We start from the raw sequence: 19536 nt of genomic DNA, 5'->3' as shown, positions 1-19536 counted from the left end.
ACAGGCCGTGAACAGACGACCGCTTGATGTAACCTATACGAATAGGATGGAATATGCCCATGCATGGGATGTCCAGAAGGAGATTGTGGGAAAGCTGGATGCGGGAGAGGCAAGAGAAACGCTTATGCTTCTCCAGCATCCACCGACCTACACGATTGGCTCTCAGCGGCATCCTGAGCATTTGCTCCTCACACCAGAGCAACTGAAGGAGCAGGGAATCAGCGTTTTTCAGATTGACCGTGGGGGAGACATTACATATCATGGGCCGGGACAGCTTGTCGGATATCCTCTACTTATGCTCGGCAACCGGGAGGCGCTGAATCTGCATGGATACCTTCGAAGTCTGGAGGAAGTGATCATTCGGTTGTTGGCATCTTATGGGGTTGAGGGAAGCCGTAAGCCTGAATATACGGGGGTATGGATCGGGAATCTTAAAATTGCGGCCATTGGCGTCAAATTCAACAAGTGTAAGCACCGTCGGGGCTTCGTAACCAGCCATGGCTTTGCCTTTAACATCAAATCAGGGATACAGCATGAGGGCTTTGAGGGCATTGTTCCATGCGGAATTCAGGAATACGGTGTGACATCATTGGAGGACTGCATACAGAAGCCTGTGTCAGTGGAGCAGATTGCGAAGGAAATTGTACCGTACTTTGAACAGCAATTTTCATTTGTTGCGCATTGGCAAACGCATTCTTTCCAATAAAGTAAGGCGGGCTATTGTGTATCTACACGGAAGCCCGCCTGTTTCCTTTACGTAACAGTTCGTCCACTCAAGGCTTCAATAGTGCCTTAGAGCAGCGGGATACCTTGAGCGGTATATTTATTATAGTGGCATAATAAACGGCTCAATTACCATGAACAGCGTAGAACCAATCATAGCTGCGAGCATAATGTAGACGAAAAAACGAACCCATTTTTTGTTCGACATGTGTAACTCCTTTAGGATAGGTTTAAGTCATAGATAAGAACATCTATCCGTATTGTAGCGTAATCGGGAAAGAGAGGAAAGTTTAATGACAGTAAAAGTAGTAAAAGACCGAATCGTACAGGAATTTATGGAACTCGTACAGGTGGATAGCGAAACGAAAAATGAGCAGGAAATATCACGCGTCCTAAAAGAAAAGTTTAATGCTCTCGGGCTGGAAGTAATGGAAGACGATTCTTGTGAAAGAACTGGACATGGTTCAGGCAATCTGATCGTCACCTGGAAAGCGGAAGGTGTAGAGGAAGCACCCAAATTATTTTTTACCTGCCACATGGATACCGTTACTCCGGGTAAAGGCATTAAGCCGCAGTTGGGTGAGGATGGCTGGATTCGTAGTGACGGTTCAACGATTCTGGGGTCTGACGATAAGGCGGGAATTGCTGCTTTGTTCGAGGCGATTCGTGTCGTGCGTGAGCAGAATATTCCCCATGGTCAAATCCAGTTCGTGATTACGGCTGGCGAGGAATCTGGTTTGATGGGGGCACGTGCGATGAAGCCAGACGTGCTAGATTCTGATTTCGGATATGCTTTGGATTCGAATGGTGAGGTCGGCTCTATTTGTATAGCTGCCCCCACGCAGGCACGTATTGAAATGAAGATTACTGGGAAGTCCGCTCATGCGGGGGTAAATCCCGAAGATGGCATTAGTGCCATTCAGGTCGCTTCTAAAGCAATTTCTAAAATGAAACTAGGACGGATTGATAAGGAAACGACCGCTAACATCGGCAGTTTTGAGGGCGGCGGTGCGACGAATGTGGTATGCGATTTTGTGTTGATCCGTGCAGAGGCACGTAGTATTGTGCAGGAAAAGGTTAATCATCAAATCCAGCATATGCGTGAAGCGCTGGAAACCACCGCACGTGAATTTGGTGCACAGGGAGAGTTCCGCAGTGAAGTCATCTATCCGGCTTTCAGCTTTACGGAGCATGATGAAGTTGTACAGGTTGCACAGCGTGCAATTCAAGGACTGGGACTGGCAACGCCAACCTTTCATTCCGGTGGTGGCTCAGATGCAAATGTGTTCAACGGGCTTGGAATTCCAACGGTGAATTTGGCTGTGGGCTACCAGAACATCCATACAACAGAGGAAAAGATCAAGGCCGATGACCTGGTGAAGGTTGCTGAAGTTGTTGTAGCTCTGATTCAAGAAACCACAAAATAAACTTGTATCATACACTTGCAATATATTGAAAAAAGGTTCAGGTTAAAGACAGGAACAGCGTTCCTTCGTCTTTAGACCTGAACCTTTTTTGGAACAACTAGCGAAGCGATAGTGGCTGTAGGTCCGTGTTCCTTTTGCCATTGGCGCAAGAGTGCTTGAATCTGCCAAGCTTTACCGACGATATGGAGGGTGCTTTCAGTACGGTAGCTTTTCATTTCTGCATCTCCTCATGACAGGAAGTTTGTTATTCTACCACCAGCTTATGTACAAAGTGGACAAGTTAGACTAACTTTGGTGATAATTAATAAAGAAAGATAGATATGAAGGAGGAAACTTACCGATGAACGAGCAAACGAACGGACAATTGAACAATCCAACAAACGATGCACATCGCAAGCCTTATTCAAATCCTGCGCTGGAGGAAAAGACCGTGTCCACACAGCCTATCTTTGAGGGAAAGGTTATTACATTACAGGTAGACACGGTAGAGCTTCCCGACGGCTCCACTGGAAAGCGTGAGATCGTAAAACATCCAGGTGCGGTTGCTGTTTTGGCTCTACATGAAGGGAAAATGCTGGTCGTGGACCAGTACAGACAGGCGATGGGGCGCTGTGAGGTAGAAATTCCTGCAGGTAAGCTAGAGCGGGGTGAAGACCCGATGGAAGCAGCGGGGCGTGAGCTGAGAGAAGAGACAGGTTATACTGCCAAGTCGTTGAAGCTGCTGCACTCCTTTTATACCTCTCCTGGCTTTGCAGATGAAATCATTCATCTGTATGTGGCCGAAGAGCTGGAGTTAGGTGAGATGGAACCGGATGAGGATGAATTTCTGGAGCTGTTTGAGGTGACGCTGGAAGAAGCACAGACGCTCATTCGTGAAGGACGGATTAGTGATGCCAAAACGATTCTGGCCGTCTATGCATGGCAACTCCGCCAACTTACAGGGAGCTTCTAAGCGTATGGATGAAAATATAGTAGAACTTAACGACTACTTTGCAGACCTGCATATTCATATTGGCAGGACAGAGAAGGGAAATCCGGTCAAAATTAGTGGCAGCCGCGATCTGACCTTTGCCAACATAGCTAAGGAAGCCTCTGGTCGCAAAGGAATTGGACTGATCGGTATCATTGACTGCCATGCACCTAATGTACAGGAGGATATTCGTACCTATTTACATACGGGTGAAATGAAGGAAATCAGCGGTGGCGGTATCGCATACCAGGATACGGTTATTCTCCTTGGCACGGAGCTGGAAATACGTGCTGAAGGTCGCCCTGAGGCGCACGTACTGGCCTACTTTCCAGATCTGGCGGCGATGGAGGATTTTACCCAATGGCTGGCCCGGCATATGAAAAATGTTAATCTCAGCTCACAACGAATCTATGCACCGCCACGCGAGTTGCAGCAGCAAATTTACGGACGTGGAGGCATTATGGTGCCTGCGCACGTCTTTACTCCTCATAAGGGCATATACGGCAGTTCAGCGGCCCGTATGGAGGAACTGCTGGATATGGAGCTCATTAGTGGGGTGGAGCTGGGACTGAGCGCAGATTCATCTATGGCCGGTTTGATTTCGGAACTGGATCGCTTCAGCTTTCTCACGAATTCAGATGCCCATTCACTCGGGAAAATCGGACGAGAATACAATAAATTATCACTGGCGAAGCCGTGTTTTGATGAATTCAGAATGGCTTTGGAGCGACGGGAAGGACGACGGGTGCGTGCCAACTACGGATTAAATCCAAAATTGGGCAAATACCATCGCTCTTACTGTCAAAGCTGCGGTACGATTATTGACGAGCAACAGATGGCGGATGAACGTTGTCCTGACTGTGGTCATACCAAGCTGGTGCGAGGAGTACTGGATCGAATATGGAGCATTGCCGACCGTGAGCAACCCATGATTCCCTCCCATCGCCCGCCGTACATTTACCAGATTCCACTGGAGTTTATTCCAGGTCTGGGTAAAGCCAAGCTGAACCAACTATTGGATGCATTTGGAACAGAAATGAATATTTTACATGAGGTTACACAGGAGGAGTTAGCAGCAGTCGTCGGAAAAGTGCTGGCAGAGCAAATTGTGCTTTCACGCGAGGGGCGACTGTCGCTTGTATCCGGTGGTGGTGGAACATACGGCAAAATAGCTAAGTCCTAGTAAAGTCTTGTCCCTCTAAAGGCATATCAGTGTCTGCTTGTTCATAACCATAAATTATCTATGCCGCTGGCTTTGGCACATCATTCGTGATGTTTGATCTGCAGCGAAAGCTGCCCCATTTCTAGCCATCAGCCGTCGGATTACGGTTGTTTTTTGGACAAACAAGCAGATGAAAGGGGCAGGACGCCGATGCAATGGTTTCGTCATACGTTAAAGGATCAGACGCCGTATTATGTTTTCTTGGCTGTGCTGTTTCTGGTGGGAGTCGTCTTTGGCGCACTTATGGTAAACGCACTCTCGCTGGAGCAGTTACAGGATTTGTCCCGTTACCTGAAGGATTTTTTTGTAACGGTCAATCAAAACGAACAGGGCTTCGCTGATTCGCAGGCGGCTTCGACCTTTTGGGATAGCGTATCTTTACATCTGAAATGGGTCGGCCTAATTTGGGTGTGTGGCCTTTCGGTTATTGGTCTACCGGGTATTCTTGTATTGAATTTCCTCAAGGGTGTGCTAATCGGATTTTCAGTAGGTTATCTGGTGGGGCAATATTCGTGGAAAGGACTGCTATTTTCTTTGGTTTCAGTTGCTCCCCATAACCTGCTCGTGATTCCGGTACTGCTCGTCTGCAGCGTGGCTGCGATGACTTTTTCCATCCATATGATCAAAACCAAAATACTCGCTACCCGGCCGTCAGACGGAATGCTGCGTCCGTTGCTGTCTTACGCAGGATTGACTGCTGTGATGATCGTGCTTCTTATTGGTAGCGCGTCCTTTGAAACTTGGATCACCCCGGTTATGATGCAATGGGTCACTCCTATGCTGACAGCTTCCGTGTCATCTTGATCCGTTTCAAAATGTTTGACTTTATTTGTATAGACCCCCTATAATAATAGGAGTGAAAAAAGTGCAGTAGGCAGTAGCTTTGCAGGGGGAGGGAGACACATGGAAGCACGGATCGAAAAAATTAAGCAGCAGCTGCAATCCCAGGGCTACAAACTAACGCCTCAGCGGGAAGCCACCGTCAGAGTTTTACTTGAGAACGAAGATGATCATCTGAGTGCGGAAGATGTATTTATGCTCGTCAAAGAGAAAGCTCCCGAAATCGGTCTGGCAACCGTATACCGTACCCTAGAACTGCTAAGTGAACTGCATGTCGTGGAGAAAATTAATTTTGGTGATGGCGTTGCGCGTTATGATTTGCGCGGCGATACAACCAAACATCACCATCACCATTTGATATGTGTGCAGTGTGGCAGTGTAGATGAAATACTGGAAGATTGGCTTGGACCATTGGAGGAGCGCTTGGAACGGGAATATAACTTTACCGTAGTGGACCATCGTTTGGACTTCCACGGTATTTGTTATCGTTGTAAGGCGAAGAACGATACGACCGCTCAGAAATCTTTGGGCAAATCCAGAAAAAACAAATCTCAGGACTAAAAGCTGACTACCCAAGCTCTCACCGACGAAGATGCGTTCGGGAGAGCTTTTTTGGTTCGGAGCCTGTTGTTCGGGATTAAGCGGTATAAAAAGGAATAGCTTGTCATACCCTTCCATAGAGAGTCCTAATTAGGACCATATTCTGGGGAAAAGGCGGCTGATCCACATGGTACTATCGTTGCGGAGAGGACTAAAATGGCTGCGTTTGGTAATCTTGTTCGGGGTGCTGGCATGTATGTTCTTTTTTAGCCTCAGGCTGTTTACAGATTGGATAACACCTGTAGATCATTACCGAATACCGGAAGGACATGCAGTGAAGGTATTTGGCGGACAAAAAGTAAATGAAGGGTCCGAGCATCGAATAGCAGTGTTGGAACGTTTACGTTTCTTTTACTGGTATGGTGAATAGTCTAAGTAATCGGTCTTGATGAGCTTATGAAATGATGAAGGCAGCACACGAAGAAGCAGGCGCTGAGACTGAACCGCTGTATGCAGAACAAGGAGACTTTTGGAACTCATGAAAATGTACATTCAACCTTTCGTTCAATTTATGGAAGAGGAAAAGGGTTTGTCGCGCAGCACTTTGGAAGCGTATCAACGAGACGTACAGCAGTTTGTCGAGTTCGCAGAAAGCTGTGGTATTGAGCAGCCGGATAATGTCCAACGGTCACATCTGGTACTGTATTTGGGCCATTTGAAGGAACAGGGAAAGGCTGCGGCGACAATATCACGTAGCGTCGCCTCCATTCGCTCCTTTTTTCATTTTCTTATTCGGGAGGGAATTACGATCCATGATCCGTCTGTTCTGCTGGAGCTGCCCAAAGCGACTAAAAAGAAGCCCTCGGTGCTAACGCAGGATGAGATAGAGCGTTTGCTGGCCGCGCCAGATGTGACTGCCCCGCAAGGGGTGCGAGACAAGGCGATGCTGGAGTTGCTGTATGCGACGGGCATTCGCGTATCGGAGCTGATTGCCTTAAACGTGCGTGATGTGCGCACCGATCTGCGCTTTGTGCATTGTGGCGGCGAGGCAGGCAAGGAGCGTGTTGTACCAATCAGCCGTGAGGCATCACAGTGGGCACAAGCCTACATGGACGAGCAGCGTCTATTATTGCTGAGATCCGGGCAGGGTGAAGAAGCTCAGGTAGAGCAGGAAGCCATGTTCCTGAACGTATCTGGACAGCGTCTCAGTAGACAGGGCTTCTGGAAAATGATTAAGAAGTACGGCCAGGAAGCAGGCATAAGCGAGGATATCACGCCCCACACGCTGCGGCATTCCTTTGCGGTACATATGCTGGAGGGCGGAGCGGACTTACGCTCTGTACAGGAAATGCTGGGTCATGCTGATCTGTCAACGACGCAGGTATATGCGCAGACGGCCAGACGGAATATGAAGGAAGTATATGAAAAGCATCACCCGCACGGCGGCAACCGCACTTCTCATGAAAGCAAAGATCGAACGTAACGATACTGTGGTTTCATAGAAAATGTGATAATGACTATAACTTTACGATTGTACAAGTCAGGAGAGATATTAATGTCAACAGCCAACCAAGCTACAATTCAGGAAGCAGCAGATTATATCCGTGCCAAGAGCGGAATACGTCCAGAGATTGGCCTTATTCTGGGATCGGGTCTCGGTATTCTGGCCGATTTAATTCAGGATGGAATTAGTATTCCTTATCAGGATATTCCCCATTTTCCTGTATCGACGGTAGAAGGTCACGAGGGTGAATTACTGTTAGGCACGATTGAAGGTCGCGCTGTCGTCATGATGAAAGGGCGCTTCCATATGTATGAGGGCTATGGCCCGCAGCTGACGGCTTTCCCAGTTCGGGTGATGAAGCAATTGGGGATTCAAAGTCTGCTGGTGACGAATGCAGCAGGTGGTGCAAATACTTCCTACGAAGCAGGCGATCTGATGGTCATCTCGGATCATCTTAATCTGACAGGACAAAATCCGCTGATTGGACCAAACGATGCCGGTCTGGGCGTTCGTTTTCCAGATATGTCGGAGGCGTACAGCCGCCGTTTGCGTGAAATTGCCAAGCAAACGGCTAACCAACAGGGCTTCAGCCTGCAGGAAGGTGTATATGCTGGATTGCTGGGACCTAACTATGAAACGCCTGCTGAAATCGTCATGCTGCGTACACTGGGTGCAGATGCAGTGGGTATGTCGACCGTATCTGAGGTTATTGTAGCCCGTCATGCAGGAATTGAGGTACTGGGCTTCTCTTGTATCACGAATATGGCCGCAGGCATTCTGGATCAGCCTTTGTCCCATGGTGAAGTGATGGAGACGGCAGAGAAGGTACGTGAGCAATTTTTAAAACTTGTGCTAGCAATTATTCCACAAATGTAGATTGGGGATTATGTTCAACCGAAGCGGTGGACATATATCCCAAGAACCCCATATCGAACGCCTTTTGATGGCGTGGGTATGGGGTTCTTTTTAACATACAGCGGTTGATTTGAGTATCATATCCTAATGGAGAGGCTGTGTGCTCAATGCAGTTGAATTCGCTTTTTCTGCTACAGCCAGTTTATGTCGTTCTTGCACCTTAATCACAATAACCATAAAAATAATCCAGTAAATGGATAGCGAGTTTAGGAAACGGCTGTCCGTTATATTGTTCAATATGATAAACAGGAAAAAAACAGCTGCCGTCAGCCATGTATACATATCTGCTTTGCCAATTCTAAATTTAAATAAAGTGGTTATGGCGAGTGTAATGGTTGCCAGTAGTCCTGTAAGGCCCACATCGATCCACAGATCTCGGAAACCGCTATGGCTGCTTGTCAGATCAAAACGAATTCCATTCGCATAGATACTGGGCCGGGCTGCCCAGTAGGAGCCATAACCATGTCCGAACCAGTAATGGCTCTGAATCGCACCAGCAATCCCCTGCCAGATTTCCGTTCTTCCAGTTAAGGTCGTTGTTTTTCCGAATTCCGACGCAATCGCATCTCCATAAGTAAAAGTGAACACCAAACCCAAAAGAACGAGTAAGCAGGAACAGCTAATGAAGAAACCACGCAACGCAATGCTTTGGATTCTCTTGAATAGCAATATAAACAATATAAATACGAAGAACGAAGATGTCAGCATCAAAGAGGTGGTAGATTGGCACTTAATGAGCAATAAGGCATTGAGTAAGATGAAGCCAATATGCAAAACTTTATGTTTACCCCTGAAAAAGTAAATGACATGTGAAACAAAACCTAACAGAGAGAGAGTTCCGAGTGTATTTTTATGACCAGAGATGCCCTTCCATAGCCCAGTATGTTCCACGCCACCATGAATAGCAAAGGAGGGAACGAGCAAAACGGCGAGTAGATTGAGTATGCTCAAAATACTTAACGTAACGACTAAGAGGCGAATGCAGCCCTGTATTGTATAATGGGTGACCAAATAGAGCCCAAAGGTAGAGAAGGCAAGAAATTTGAGAACCATCAGCAAGGAAGAGGTCTGCTCTTGGTCAGCCCACAAACAGGAGGCAGCGATGTAAAGCATGAGTAAAGTCAGCAACGGATTGTCTGCTAAGGTTGCGATCAATGATCTGAGTGAAGGTAGTAGCATGATATAGCTGAACAACAAGATGAGCAGGGAAATCGTGATAACTCTGGGAGACAAACCCTGACAAGCATAGGGAATCGAAAAAGCCAGTAAACCAGCTACTGTAAGTATATGTTTCACGGTTCCACCGCCTAGATACGTTATGTATCTATAATATACAAAACGTATCTTCTTGTACAATAATAATAAAATATTTATTTTCATTTTTCCCAAGCCTAGAGCAAGCTCTCTTGTGCATATACTCAGTCCATGCTAAGAAAATGAAGGATTCTTCGGCTGGTCAAAGAGGAACTTTTTACGTTTTTAAACATGGGGGTGTTCGGGTGGCGGATCATTTTTTTACAGACCGTTTGAAGTTGAATTTGAGTGGTACGGGCAAAGAGTTAACGCCGCAGCAATTAAATGAAAATTTTAAAACCATTGAAAAAGAATTCATTGAACGCAGTGTAAACGTAAGCTGGTTTGGAGCTGCTGGTGATGGTATTCAGGATGACACGGCAGCTTTGCAGGAATTGATTAATAAGACCCCCGATTATTCTATTCTTCACATTCCCAGTGGACGATACAAAATAACCTCTACCCTACAGATTCACAAGCAGGGTGTGCGCATTTTTGGCATTCATAAGGGCAGATATCGACAAGGCAAAGGGGTTACGTCGATTGAATATTATGGTACGGGCCCTTGTTTCCAAATTGGAGATGAAAGTCTACCTTCGTTTAGCGGATTTCAAAATGTGCAGTTTCATGACTTATCGATCCGGTACGAGGGGGCTGACAGAGCCACATTAAATAATCCGTTTTCGCAGTCGGTGAAGCGTGGATATTATGGTAAAGGTACTTTGGGTATTCAGGATTGGAAGGGCGGCGGAGTTGCTCTGGATAATGTCCTAATTGAGCATTTTGAAACGGCTTTTTGGGGCTACGAAAGTGATGTCAATTTATTTAAATGCACAGAGATTAATTACAATAAAACAGGGATTCACTTGCAGAACAGAAGTTCACAGTTTACTAGCATAGCGCTTTTTACATTGGGGAACGATACAGCATTGGATCTGAATAGCTCCAACGGGGCCAGATTTTTGGCTAGCCAGCACATTAAGGATGGAAGTTCCAATGATATTCCCATTCTAATTAATGATTTTATGAACGCTGAATTTATAGGCTGCTGGTTTGAGGGACTAAGCAGAGAGCATAAGATGACAGTACCTTCTTTTATTCAAATTGGTGCTACTAAAGAAACCAAAAATGTGGCATTGCGTGACTCCATTTTAGCGATAGCGGATAAATTCAATGATACCCAATCCGTATGTAACTATTTTGTAGATGTGGTCATTGGCAAAAAAGTTTTGGTGGACGAGGTGGGAGGGTATCCCCGTAATCTAAAAAAGCTTATTTCTTTCTCTGGTAGCTCTTCCACACAGCAGGTGACACTTCGCTCACATTTGGATTTTAACTATAACAATAATCGTTATGACGAGAATAATGGGACAGGGCAGGCTTTGCTGCTGGTCGAGAAATACTCGAACAACGGAATTGAGCATTTGGACGAAACCTTTGTTAAAGCCTACCTGGGAGCGAGGCAAAATCTTCCGGCAGGTAGCTGGCAGAAGGTGAAGTTCAATCAAATCAACCAGGATGAGCTGATCGAATTCGATGCGGTGAATAGTCGATGGCGAGCCAAGCGAGCTGGGAAATACAGAATACAAGTCTACATTTCGACCGATCCCCAAGTGGATGGAAACCGTACACGGTTAGCACTTCACTTGAATGATGAGCAACTTGCCGGGAGTTCCGCCTATGCTTATCTCGATGACAGGGTAATTGGCGGACTGAATTATAGTGCATTGAGTGGAGCAATGGAACTTAGACTGGAAGCGAATTCTTTTATTGATATACGGGTGTTCAGTCAAAATGCAATGGATATTCTACCAGGTGGAGGTATCACATATCTCACCGTAAGCCGAATTTAAACAATTATTTCACAGACGATAGATGTTCTGTCATTTTAGATATTGGAAAATGCGCACCATGCTGACTCAGCTTGGTGCTATTTGATGTTTTTAGTCATATGGAATATTTTTCTTTCATTCTGACGACAATGGTTAGCAGCACGCGAATAGGCCGGAGGAGTAAGTAAATAGGCTCCGGTGGTTTACGCCAATATGTTGAGGAGGGAACCGATTGTGAAGAAAAAAGTGGTGGCGTTCATCCTGGCTTGCCTGGTAGCCTTGACTGCCGTCCCTGTCGGCGGTTGGGCCGAAGAAAGTATACCTGAAAGCAAAACCAAAGAGGGATCAGCGGCTGAGCTAGCTCCCCAGGCTCTCTCGGCGATCCTGATGGATGCAGATACGGGCACAGTCATCTATGAAAAAAACAGTCGTGAAAAGCTTCCTCCAGCGAGCATCACCAAGATTATGACGATGTTGCTGACAATGGAGGCCATTCAGGATGGCAAGCTTAAGCTGACCGATAAAGTTCGGGCCAGCGAATATGCGTCTTCAATGGGGGGCTCGCAAATTTTCTTGGAGCCGGGAGAAGAAATGACGGTCGATGAGATGCTGAAGGGAATTGCGATGGCTTCAGGCAACGACGCCTCTGTGGCGATGGCTGAGAAACTTGCAGGGTCTGAGCAGGCATTTGTTGAGATGATGAACGCCAAGGTGCAGCAACTCGGGCTCAAGGATACGCATTTTGCCAATTGCAACGGTTTACCCGTAGAGAATCACTATTCTTCTGCGCATGATATTGCGGTTATGAGTCGGGAGTTGTTGAAATACCCGCAAATTACGAAATATACGGGAGCCTATCAGGACTATTTGCGTAAGTCCTCAGTCAAGCCCTTTTGGCTGGTGAATACGAATAAACTTGTCCGTTTCTATACTGGAGCAGACGGGCTGAAAACAGGCTATACGGCAGAAGCAAAGTTCTGTCTTTCCGCTACCGCGAAGCGTGATGGCTTGCGTGTCGTGGCTGTCGTGCTCGGGGAGCCAAATACGAAGATACGCAACAATGAAGTGTCTTCCATGTTCGACTATGCATTTTCCCAATATACAATGAAATCCATATACAAGCCGGGTGAATTGCTGGGCAGCGTAAAAGTTGAAAAAGGCGTGTTGCCAGAGCTGAAAATTCAGGCTGACCGTTCTTACAGTGTGCTGGTGAAAAAAGGTGGCAACAAACAAACGTTGCGTCATGAATTGCAACTGGCCCCAAGCCTCAAAGCTCCTGTCCAGGCTGGTGACCCAGTTGGTAAGCTGGTCGTCTATCAGGATGGACAACGGCTTAAGGAGTTTAATATCACTTCGCCTGTGGCTATCGAGAAGGCCGGATGGTGGAAATTGTTTAAACGTACCATGTCGAACCTATTTTCTTTGTAGATTTTACGGGGTTTTCTTCTAGTTTTGTCGGAGGGCAGGAATCGTCTGCGGCTACGTAGAAATCCTTGTCCAAGACCGGGAGGAGAGTGAGCAAGCATGAACCTGCAAATTGAAATGGAGCATCACCGGGGGGTACTGATTGTAAGGCTGTCTGGTGAGCTTGATCACCATACGTCGGACATGGTCCGTATGCAAATGGATGAGGCGATTCAGCGCCGGCAATGCGAGCATATTGTGCTCAGCCTGAAGAATCTTCAGTTTATGGATAGCTCCGGCCTTGGCGTTATCTTGGGACGGTACAAACTGATCAAGCAAAAGGGCGGAAAAATGGCAGTCTGTGATGTCAATCCGCCAGTACACCGACTGCTGGATATGTCAGGGCTGTTCAAAATCATGCCCATTTATGACAACGAGGGAAATGCGCTCACGGAACTGGAGGTAGTGTCATGAGAGAAGGCACGGGTAACAATTTCATGAGCTTGCAGTTTGCTGCAAAATCCGAGAATGAAGCATTTGCTCGTGTGGCTGTCGCGGCCTTTATTTCCAGGCTTGATCCCACAATGGATGAGCTAAGTGATTTGAAAACCGTGGTGTCTGAAGCGGTGACAAACAGTATCATTCACGGCTATGACAGCGACCCGTCAGGTGTCGTAACGATTAGAGTCGGGATTGAAGCGGACGTGATCACGTTGGTTGTTGAGGACGCAGGCCGAGGAATTGAGGATCTAGAACTCGCCAAGCAGCCTTTATATACGTCCAAACCTGAATTGGAACGCTCCGGCATGGGCTTTACGATTATGGAAAATTTCATGGATGAGTTTGAAGCAGTCAGTGAGCCGGGCGGAGGCACGTCGGTCCGGATGAAGAAAAGGATTGAATCCAAGAAAGCTTTATATAATTAGGAGTTGATCCTATGGAAGCAGGAGGAAAAAAAACTTCGCACAGCTATTTAGAGGATGCGGAAGTCAAGCGGCTTATTGCATTGAGTCAATCCGGTGATAATGAGGCTCGTGAGACACTGGTCAATAGTAATATCCGGCTCGTCTGGTCTGTCGTGCAGCGCTTTATGAACCGGGGGTATGAACCTGACGATCTTTTTCAAATTGGTTGTATCGGCTTGTTAAAATCGGTGGATAAATTCGATCTCAGCTACGAAGTTAAATTTTCAACATATGCAGTACCGATGATTATCGGTGAGATTCAACGGTTCCTGCGTGATGACGGTACACTCAAGGTTAGCCGTTCCTTGAAGGAAACGGCCAATAAGGTCCGCAAAATGAAAGACGAGCTATCCAAACGGCTCAACCGTCTGCCTACAGTCAAGGAAGTTGCTGATGAACTGGGAGTGACGCCAGAGGACGTTGTTTTTGCGCAGGAGGCCAATAAGCCGCCTACTTCAATTCACGAAACGGTGTTCGAAAATGACGGTGATCCGATTACACTTATGGATCAGATTGCTGACGAATCACAGGAAAGATGGTTTGACAAGCTGGCACTCAATGAGGCCATTGGCGGACTATCTGAGCGGGAGCGGTTGATTGTGTACCTGCGCTATTACCGGGATCAGACGCAATCAGAGGTTGCAAGTCGGCTTGGTATTTCTCAGGTGCAGGTATCACGGCTGGAAAAAAAGATTTTACAACTGATCCGCGATCAGATTGCCCAATAATAACAGTCAGGATCTTAGTGAAATCCTTATGCTTACGTAATTCTAAAGGGTATTCCAAAGCCATTTTAATGGTCAGGGGTACTCTTTTTTGCGTGGGATAAAAGACAATACACAGAATAGGTTTCCTTGCTTCGTTCCATACTAACTGATAATTACGAGGATAAGGAGGGGATCGGATGACTCATACTCCGGCTCCTACAGTAGCTCCTATTGTCTACTTGCGGCTCCGCAGCCGTGTCCGCATGATACAAGGACAGGATTTACATTTGGGTGATGTAGCCAATTTGCTGACTAATCCTGAATGGGAAAAGGAACTGCTTGAGCTTGTTCTCAAGCGGCCGCAGCACCAGGACGGTAATCTGATACTGATAGATATGCTGCAGATCATAGCAAAAATTAGAGATCATATTCCGGGGGTCGTAGTTGAATCTCTTGGGAAGCCGCATGTACTTGTCGAACTCGTGGAGAAACCCCGTAAGCCGTCCAAAATACTGTTTGTTTTGGTATGGGTGCTTCTGTTTTTTGGCTCTGCGCTGACAATTATGAATTTTCATGCCGACGTTAGCATGATGGAAGTACAGGTTCGGATTGTGGAGATGATTACGGGACATAAGGATGAGCATCCGTACCTGTTTCAAATTGCTTACTCAATCGGCATCGGCTTTGGCATGATCGTTTTTTTTAATCACTTGTTCAAGAAAAATTGGAACGAGGAGCCGACACCGCTGGAGGTGGAAATGTATCTGTACCAGGAAAATGTGGATCAGTATGTTGTGGCAGAGGAATATGAAAAGATGGCCCGTCTGCAGACAAAGGCTAAGAAACCATGATATTTGTACAGGCTGCACTTCAGATTATTTTAGGTATTGCTGGGGGCCTTGCGGTGGGTAGCGGTGTAATTGCTTTTTTTATTGTGCTAGATATCATGCCGCGATTAGCACAACTCACCCGTACGTATAAAAAATCACGTGCATACGAAAAGGCAATGATTATAGGTTCAGTGCTGGGGACTGTGATCGATTTTTGGAACATTTGCTTGCCACTACCGGGCATATGTACATGGATACCTGGGCTATTTTGCGGAGTGTTTATTGGTTTGCTCGCCGCGGCTTTAACGGAGGTATTAAATCTCCTGCCTATACTCGCCAAGCGACTCCACATGACCGTGTATATGCTCGGTCTGCTAATGGCAATGGTGCTTGGTAAGGTGACGGGTTCCTTATTTGACTGGTTTGTATACAATCGTTAACAACGAAAGCGAAGGGGGCAAGGAATATGGATCACAGAGCGGATCAAGAGCATCAGGAGCAGCATCAAGAAGATGGGGTAATCGGAAGGGAATATCATACTGGCGAAGAAAAGTTGAGTCCATGGCAGGAAAAGCAGGCGCAGGAATCTGCACGTTTTAAACACAAAAAAGAGAGTGAGCGATCTGATAACGTAGAGGAGTCCGTTCGCTACTGGCAGGCCGAAGATAATATATCGCCGAGGATGAAGGATAACAAGAATACACTTGAAACAGTATTAGGTTTGGGGGAGACCTTTGATGTCGTATTCAGGGAAATGACACTGGGAGGGCGTCATACCGGATATCTGTTCCTGAATACCTTTGCGAAGGATCAAATTATGCTTGAAGTGCTAAAGCGGCTCACCTATCTGACGCCGGATAATCTCTCTTCAGATGGACTACAAGCGTATTTCGAAAACTTTATTCCACATATTCAGGTGGAGAAGACAGATAAGATGTCAGTCGTCATTAACAAGGTACTGACGGGGATGAGTGCCTTTTTCATGGAAGGTGAACGTTTTTCCCTTATTCTGGATACCCGTAATTATCCGGTGCGTAGTCCGGAGGAACCTTCTTTGGAGCGGGTTGTGCGCGGTGCCCGCGACGGGTTTACTGAAACAATGCTTACAAATGTAGGTCTGGTGCGCCGGCGTTTGCGGGACCCAGGACTTAAATTTGAGGCTATGCAGGTCGGACGTCGAACCCGAACGGACGTTTGTTTGGGCTACATTGACGATATTGTGGATAAGGTGATGGTGGATACTGTACGAGACAAAATTAAAAATGTTAATTTGGATGGTATTCCGCTGGCCGATAAGCAATTAGAGGAGACGATTATCAATAAAGGTTGGAATCCATATCCATTAGTACGATATTCGGAGCGACCAGATGTTGTGGCATCGCATATTATGGAAGGAAGACTCGTTATTTTCGTAGATACCTCACCCAGCGTGATGATCTTGCCTACCACTTTTTTTGACCTGTGTCAGCATGCAGAAGAAAATCGGCAAACCGCTTTTATGGGAAGTTATTTGCGCTGGGTACGTTTTTTAGGCATATTCGCCTCAATGTTTTTGCTTCCGATGTGGCTGCTAATGGTCATCAATCCCGAGTTAAAACCAGCGTTTCTCGATTTTATCGGTCCTCAAAAGGAAGCACATCTTCCGCTGATTGTACAGTTTATCATCGTGGAACTAGGGGTCGATCTTATGCGAATGGCGGCTGTGCATACTCCGACACCACTGGCTTCCGCTATGGGCTTGATCGCAGCCATTATGGTCGGTGACATAGCGGTTCAGACGGGACTTTTCGTGAATGAGGTTGTGCTATATATGGCTGTCGCTGCCATAGGAATGTTCGCAACACCGAGCTACGAGCTGGGGCTGGCAAATAGACTAATTCGACTATTCCTGCTGGTTGCTGTTGCAATTTTTCACGTACCAGGCTTTGTCGTGGGTACGACACTGATCATTTTGATGCTGACGCTGCATCGGTCATATAATTCTTCGTATTTGTGGCCGTTCATTCCTTTTAATGCCAAAGCGTTAGCTTCCATCTTGTTCCGTATGCCTGTACTAGATGCGGCTAACCGCCCGTCATCTAACAAAACGAGGGACAATACGCGTATGCCCCATACGGATGCCGACACAGATTCGAACTCAGGCAATGGACAGGAGCATTAATATAAATGATCTGCATAAAAATCCATTGTTCTTGATGTTTTTTTTGCTATACTGGTGTAAACATTCGATGGAATATGACTAGCTTGTTCCAGAAAGAGAGGCGCCAGAACATGTATTTGCATGGAAGCAGTAAAATTAACAGCAATGGACATTTGGAGATCGGCGGTTGTGATACAACGCTTTTGAAAGAGCGTTTTGGCACGCCGCTATATATTGTTGACGAACAGTTAGTCCGCCGGCGTTGCCGGGAATTCATAGAAGCTTTTCGTGAAACTGGATTGAAGTTTCAAGTTGCTTATGCAAGCAAAGCGTTTTGTGTTATGGCGATGTGCGCTTTAGCTGCTGAAGAAGGGATGTCGCTTGACGTAGTTTCCAGTGGAGAATTATTTACTGCGCTACAAGCAGGGTTCCCGGCAGAGCGAATCCATTTTCACGGCAATAATAAAACACCGGAAGAAATTGAAATGGCGTTAGATGCGCAAATTGGTTGCTTCGTCGTCGATAGCGAAATGGAGTTGCATTTGTTGCAGGCCCTTGCCTCTGAGAAAGAACAGCAGGTGAATATCTTATTGCGAGTTACACCAGGGGTTGAGGCGCATACGCATGAATATATGGCCACAGGTCAAGAAGATTCGAAATTTGGCTTTGACATTGGGAACGGTACAGCACGCCAAGCAGTGGAACAGGCTATCAAGCTAGATCATCTTAACCTGCTGGGGGTACATTCTCATATCGGTTCGCAAATATTCGAAGTGAATGGCTTCCAAATGGCTGCTGAACGGGTTGCAGCTTTTTCCAGAGAAATTAAGGAACAGCTTCAGTTTTCTTTCAAAGTGATTAATCTGGGTGGGGGATTTGGCATTCGCTACACAGAGGAGGACACACCGCTGAAAGTTTCTACCTATGTGCAGGCTATCGGCGAAGCAGTGAAAACTTATTTTTCAGGACTTTACGACGAACTTCCAGAAATTTGGATTGAGCCGGGACGCAGTATTGTAGGCGATTCAGGCACGACCTTATATACGGTAGGAAGCATCAAGGATATTCCGCAAGTACGTAAATATGTCTCGGTAGATGGTGGGATGACAGATAATCCACGCCCTGCATTGTATCAGGCCAAGTATGAAGCGATGCTGGCTAATCGAGCGCAGGATACGAACGAAGAGACGGTGTCCATCGCGGGCAAATGCTGCGAAAGCGGCGATATGCTGATTTGGGATGTAGAGCTGCCTCGTATAAATAGCGGCGACTTGCTCGCTGTTGCCTCAACCGGAGCCTACAATTACTCGATGGCGAGTAATTATAACCGAATACGTCGACCAGCAGTTGTATTTGTCAACAACGGTGAGGCCGAGTTGGTGGTGCGTCGGGAAACCTACGAAGATATCGTACGCAACGATGTTGTGCCACAGCGCTTGATTCGTGAGCAAGCCAGTCCGGCGGTTCAGCCCAACGCCAAGATTACGGTTTCGTTCTGATTTTAGCATTGTAAGATCAAGCAGGCCATTGAGTCGGTAATCATATACCGGGGTCAATGGCCCTTTTTTTGGACAAGACTTTGCTAAGCGCGGCAATTCATAGTAAACTGGAACTTGATGTTATTTAGTTCTCAAAACAGGTTGAAAAGGAGATACAAACAATGAAAAAAGGTAGAATAGATCTTGAAAACGGCGGTATCGTCGAAATTGACTTTTTCCCAGAAGAAGCTCCAAACACCGTTGCTAACTTTGAAAAGCTGGCAAACAGCGGTTACTACAACGGTTTGAGCTTCCACCGTGTCATTCCTGGCTTTGTTGCTCAAGGTGGTTGTCCGATCGGTAACGGTACAGGCGGTCCTGGTTACACGATTGACTGTGAAACAGCTACGAATACAACAAAGCATGCCAAAGGCGTTCTGTCCATGGCTCATGCAGGTCGCAACACAGGTGGCAGCCAATTCTTTATCTGCTACGCTCCACAACCACATTTAGATGGAGTACATACTGTATTTGGTAAAGTAACCAAAGGTATGGAATTCATTGATGCTGTAAAACAAGGCGACAAAATGAAAGAGGTTAAAGTATTTGACGTGTAATTTTACCGTTAATTACATGATCTTTTTTAAATAGCGTTGCACCTAAGCCGTTCTGTCTTTGGACAGGGCGGCTTTTGTTGTCTTTTGTTTGACGGTTTATTGATTTTCGCAATCACGTAGGCATTACAG

Annotated in this window: 22 protein-coding genes; 19 read left to right on the top strand and 3 right to left on the bottom strand. The window is 46.5% G+C overall.

Annotated elements, in window-relative coordinates:
* Positions 1-7 precede the first annotated feature (7 nt).
* Positions 8-706: a lipoyl(octanoyl) transferase LipB gene (lipB, locus tag MKY35_RS15435; RefSeq protein ID WP_342444169.1), complete on the top strand. Its 699-nt coding sequence runs from the start codon at positions 8-10 to the stop codon at positions 704-706.
* Positions 707-826: 120 nt separating this feature from the next.
* Here the strand turns inward: lipB and prli42 are convergent, their stop codons facing one another.
* Positions 827-931: a stressosome-associated protein Prli42 gene (prli42, locus tag MKY35_RS15430; protein ID WP_023989226.1), complete on the bottom strand. Its 105-nt coding sequence runs from the start codon at positions 929-931 to the stop codon at positions 827-829.
* An 85-nt stretch (positions 932-1016) separates the two neighbouring features.
* Here prli42 and MKY35_RS15425 point away from each other — a divergent pair, with 85 nt between their 5' ends.
* The gene (locus MKY35_RS15425) at positions 1017-2150 is read left to right on the top strand and encodes a tripeptidase T (protein WP_342444168.1); all 1134 of its coding nucleotides are present in this window, start codon (positions 1017-1019) and stop codon (positions 2148-2150) included.
* Between the two features lie 71 nt (positions 2151-2221).
* On the opposite strand, the gene mciZ is transcribed toward MKY35_RS15425, so the two are convergent.
* Entirely contained in the window at positions 2222-2365 is a 144-nt protein-coding gene (mciZ, locus tag MKY35_RS15420) for a Z-ring formation inhibitor MciZ (RefSeq protein WP_080658620.1), read from the bottom strand.
* A gap of 125 nt (positions 2366-2490) precedes the next feature.
* Here mciZ and MKY35_RS15415 point away from each other — a divergent pair, with 125 nt between their 5' ends.
* From MKY35_RS15415 to MKY35_RS15385, 7 genes are all read left to right on the top strand, one after another.
* Entirely contained in the window at positions 2491-3102 is a 612-nt protein-coding gene (locus MKY35_RS15415) for an NUDIX hydrolase (RefSeq protein WP_061829249.1), read from the top strand.
* A gap of 4 nt (positions 3103-3106) precedes the next feature.
* A complete protein-coding gene (locus MKY35_RS15410) occupies positions 3107-4303 on the top strand; it encodes an endonuclease Q family protein (RefSeq protein WP_342444167.1) in 1197 nt (398 codons plus the stop codon).
* A gap of 189 nt (positions 4304-4492) precedes the next feature.
* Positions 4493-5146, top strand: coding sequence for a stage II sporulation protein M (spoIIM, locus tag MKY35_RS15405; RefSeq protein ID WP_029517288.1), 654 nt, complete (start codon positions 4493-4495; stop codon positions 5144-5146).
* Between the two features lie 99 nt (positions 5147-5245).
* Positions 5246-5743 carry a Fur family transcriptional regulator gene (locus MKY35_RS15400; RefSeq protein WP_013310789.1) on the top strand — a complete coding sequence of 166 codons (498 nt, stop codon included), beginning with the start codon at positions 5246-5248 and terminating at the stop codon, positions 5741-5743.
* Between the two features lie 166 nt (positions 5744-5909).
* Positions 5910-6152 carry a YqzK family protein gene (locus MKY35_RS15395; RefSeq protein WP_043882230.1) on the top strand — a complete coding sequence of 81 codons (243 nt, stop codon included), beginning with the start codon at positions 5910-5912 and terminating at the stop codon, positions 6150-6152.
* A gap of 108 nt (positions 6153-6260) precedes the next feature.
* Positions 6261-7205 (top strand): site-specific tyrosine recombinase XerD, encoded by a 945-nt coding sequence (gene xerD / locus MKY35_RS15390; protein ID WP_342444166.1) that lies wholly within the window; start codon positions 6261-6263, stop codon positions 7203-7205.
* Between the two features lie 72 nt (positions 7206-7277).
* Positions 7278-8102: a purine-nucleoside phosphorylase gene (locus MKY35_RS15385; protein WP_342444165.1), complete on the top strand. Its 825-nt coding sequence runs from the start codon at positions 7278-7280 to the stop codon at positions 8100-8102.
* A gap of 123 nt (positions 8103-8225) precedes the next feature.
* Here MKY35_RS15385 and MKY35_RS15380 read toward each other — a convergent pair whose 3' ends face one another.
* Positions 8226-9437, bottom strand: coding sequence for an O-antigen ligase family protein (locus tag MKY35_RS15380; protein ID WP_342444164.1), 1212 nt, complete (start codon positions 9435-9437; stop codon positions 8226-8228).
* A 203-nt stretch (positions 9438-9640) separates the two neighbouring features.
* Here MKY35_RS15380 and MKY35_RS15375 point away from each other — a divergent pair, with 203 nt between their 5' ends.
* From MKY35_RS15375 to MKY35_RS15330, 10 genes are all read left to right on the top strand, one after another.
* Positions 9641-11287 carry a glycosyl hydrolase family 28-related protein gene (locus MKY35_RS15375; RefSeq protein ID WP_342444163.1) on the top strand — a complete coding sequence of 549 codons (1647 nt, stop codon included), beginning with the start codon at positions 9641-9643 and terminating at the stop codon, positions 11285-11287.
* A 213-nt stretch (positions 11288-11500) separates the two neighbouring features.
* A complete protein-coding gene (locus MKY35_RS15370) occupies positions 11501-12694 on the top strand; it encodes a D-alanyl-D-alanine carboxypeptidase family protein (protein ID WP_342444162.1) in 1194 nt (397 codons plus the stop codon).
* A gap of 96 nt (positions 12695-12790) precedes the next feature.
* A complete protein-coding gene (spoIIAA, locus tag MKY35_RS15365) occupies positions 12791-13144 on the top strand; it encodes an anti-sigma F factor antagonist (protein ID WP_013310782.1) in 354 nt (117 codons plus the stop codon).
* Positions 13141-13596 carry an anti-sigma F factor gene (gene spoIIAB, locus MKY35_RS15360; protein ID WP_029517294.1) on the top strand — a complete coding sequence of 152 codons (456 nt, stop codon included), beginning with the start codon at positions 13141-13143 and terminating at the stop codon, positions 13594-13596. The genes spoIIAA and spoIIAB overlap by 4 nt, the downstream gene beginning before the upstream one ends.
* An 11-nt stretch (positions 13597-13607) precedes the next feature.
* Positions 13608-14363 (top strand): RNA polymerase sporulation sigma factor SigF, encoded by a 756-nt coding sequence (gene sigF / locus MKY35_RS15355; RefSeq protein WP_023989213.1) that lies wholly within the window; start codon positions 13608-13610, stop codon positions 14361-14363.
* A 176-nt stretch (positions 14364-14539) separates the two neighbouring features.
* Positions 14540-15193, top strand: coding sequence for a stage V sporulation protein AA (locus MKY35_RS15350; protein WP_029517295.1), 654 nt, complete (start codon positions 14540-14542; stop codon positions 15191-15193).
* Positions 15190-15612: a stage V sporulation protein AB gene (locus tag MKY35_RS15345; protein ID WP_342444161.1), complete on the top strand. Its 423-nt coding sequence runs from the start codon at positions 15190-15192 to the stop codon at positions 15610-15612. Before MKY35_RS15350 ends, MKY35_RS15345 begins: the two co-directional genes overlap by 4 nt.
* Positions 15613-15638: 26 nt before the next feature.
* Positions 15639-17333, top strand: a complete 1695-nt coding sequence (locus MKY35_RS15340) for a spore germination protein (protein ID WP_342444160.1) — start codon at positions 15639-15641, stop codon at positions 17331-17333.
* A 110-nt stretch (positions 17334-17443) separates the two neighbouring features.
* The gene (gene lysA / locus MKY35_RS15335) at positions 17444-18811 is read left to right on the top strand and encodes a diaminopimelate decarboxylase (RefSeq protein ID WP_342444159.1); all 1368 of its coding nucleotides are present in this window, start codon (positions 17444-17446) and stop codon (positions 18809-18811) included.
* A 161-nt stretch (positions 18812-18972) separates the two neighbouring features.
* The gene (locus MKY35_RS15330; protein ID WP_013310775.1) at positions 18973-19407 is read left to right on the top strand and encodes a peptidylprolyl isomerase; all 435 of its coding nucleotides are present in this window, start codon (positions 18973-18975) and stop codon (positions 19405-19407) included.
* The last annotated feature ends 129 nt before the right edge of the window (positions 19408-19536 follow it).

It is taken from the genome of Paenibacillus sp. FSL L8-0638 (assembly GCF_038593075.1).
GTDB classification, from domain to species: Bacteria; Bacillota; Bacilli; order Paenibacillales; family Paenibacillaceae; genus Paenibacillus; species Paenibacillus polymyxa_D.
The sequence above is the reverse complement of the archived record's forward strand: the minus strand, read 5'-3'. Positions and strand labels throughout refer to the sequence as shown.

Coding starts and splice junctions, on each gene's coding strand:
- xerD (WP_342444166.1), top strand. CDS start 6,261: ATGAAAATGTACATTCAACCTTTCGTTCAATTTATGGAAGAGGAAAAG.
- MKY35_RS15425 (WP_342444168.1), top strand. CDS start 1,017: ATGACAGTAAAAGTAGTAAAAGACCGAATCGTACAGGAATTTATGGAA.
- MKY35_RS15400 (WP_013310789.1), top strand. CDS start 5,246: ATGGAAGCACGGATCGAAAAAATTAAGCAGCAGCTGCAATCCCAGGGC.
- mciZ (WP_080658620.1), bottom strand. CDS start 2,365: ATGAAAAGCTACCGTACTGAAAGCACCCTCCATATCGTCGGTAAAGCT.
- spoIIAA (WP_013310782.1), top strand. CDS start 12,791: ATGAACCTGCAAATTGAAATGGAGCATCACCGGGGGGTACTGATTGTA.
- MKY35_RS15340 (WP_342444160.1), top strand. CDS start 15,639: ATGGATCACAGAGCGGATCAAGAGCATCAGGAGCAGCATCAAGAAGAT.
- spoIIAB (WP_029517294.1), top strand. CDS start 13,141: ATGAGAGAAGGCACGGGTAACAATTTCATGAGCTTGCAGTTTGCTGCA.
- sigF (WP_023989213.1), top strand. CDS start 13,608: ATGGAAGCAGGAGGAAAAAAAACTTCGCACAGCTATTTAGAGGATGCG.
- lysA (WP_342444159.1), top strand. CDS start 17,444: ATGTATTTGCATGGAAGCAGTAAAATTAACAGCAATGGACATTTGGAG.
- MKY35_RS15345 (WP_342444161.1), top strand. CDS start 15,190: ATGATATTTGTACAGGCTGCACTTCAGATTATTTTAGGTATTGCTGGG.
- MKY35_RS15415 (WP_061829249.1), top strand. CDS start 2,491: ATGAACGAGCAAACGAACGGACAATTGAACAATCCAACAAACGATGCA.
- MKY35_RS15350 (WP_029517295.1), top strand. CDS start 14,540: ATGACTCATACTCCGGCTCCTACAGTAGCTCCTATTGTCTACTTGCGG.
- MKY35_RS15385 (WP_342444165.1), top strand. CDS start 7,278: ATGTCAACAGCCAACCAAGCTACAATTCAGGAAGCAGCAGATTATATC.
- MKY35_RS15410 (WP_342444167.1), top strand. CDS start 3,107: ATGGATGAAAATATAGTAGAACTTAACGACTACTTTGCAGACCTGCAT.
- MKY35_RS15395 (WP_043882230.1), top strand. CDS start 5,910: ATGGTACTATCGTTGCGGAGAGGACTAAAATGGCTGCGTTTGGTAATC.
- MKY35_RS15330 (WP_013310775.1), top strand. CDS start 18,973: ATGAAAAAAGGTAGAATAGATCTTGAAAACGGCGGTATCGTCGAAATT.
- spoIIM (WP_029517288.1), top strand. CDS start 4,493: ATGCAATGGTTTCGTCATACGTTAAAGGATCAGACGCCGTATTATGTT.
- prli42 (WP_023989226.1), bottom strand. CDS start 931: ATGTCGAACAAAAAATGGGTTCGTTTTTTCGTCTACATTATGCTCGCA.